This window comes from Microbacterium sp. P5_E9, assembly GCF_054049175.1.
Genome location: NZ_JBFUMV010000104.1, coordinates 1 through 583 on the forward strand (window position 1 = coordinate 1; position 583 = coordinate 583).

The window sequence follows — 583 nt, forward strand, 5'->3', positions numbered from 1 at the left end:
GTGTTGACGACGGTCATTGGCCATCAGGCGGAGAAAGGCTGGGCGATCGTCGACGCCGGGTGGATGGCCATGAGCCGCGACCGCGGCACCCAGCGCCAGAAGCACGACTACGGCTACGGCCAGGTCTGCAGCGTCGATGGCGAACTGCTGGATGGCTATGTGCTCAGCGGCGCGAACCAGGAGCACGGGATCCTGTCTCGCGTGGGCGAGCCCGACCAAGAGATCACGCAGCGGTTTCCGGTGGGCATGCAACTGCGCGTTCTGCCGAACCACGCTTGCGCCACGGGTGCGCAGTTTCCCTGCTACGAAGCGCTGGCGCCCGATGGCACGCTCCGCACGTGGCCCCGCTTTTACGGATGGTAAGACCATGGGCCATTCGTCAATCATCGATCGCTTCAGGAGCGCTGGCCGTCTGGAGCGCGTGTTCATAGACGGTGAATGGGTGCTGCCTCATGGGCAAGCTCGCGCCTCTGTCATCGACCCGTCGACCGAGGAGCCTGTCGCGGAGATCGCGCTGGGCGATGCAAGTGACGTCGCTGTGGCGGTGGCCGCGGCGCGGCGCGCCTTTGCCACCTGGTCCGTG

At 66.2% G+C, this 583-nt stretch carries 2 protein-coding genes; both read left to right on the forward strand.

What is annotated here, in order from left to right; all coding sequences use genetic code 11:
* Positions 1-363 (forward strand): hypothetical protein (locus ACXJ3V_RS20460; RefSeq protein WP_457102191.1); only part of this gene is annotated, 363 nt, incomplete at its 5' end.
* Between the two features lie 4 nt (positions 364-367).
* On the forward strand, positions 368-583 hold a 216-nt coding region (locus ACXJ3V_RS20465), incomplete at its 3' end, for an aldehyde dehydrogenase family protein (protein WP_457102192.1).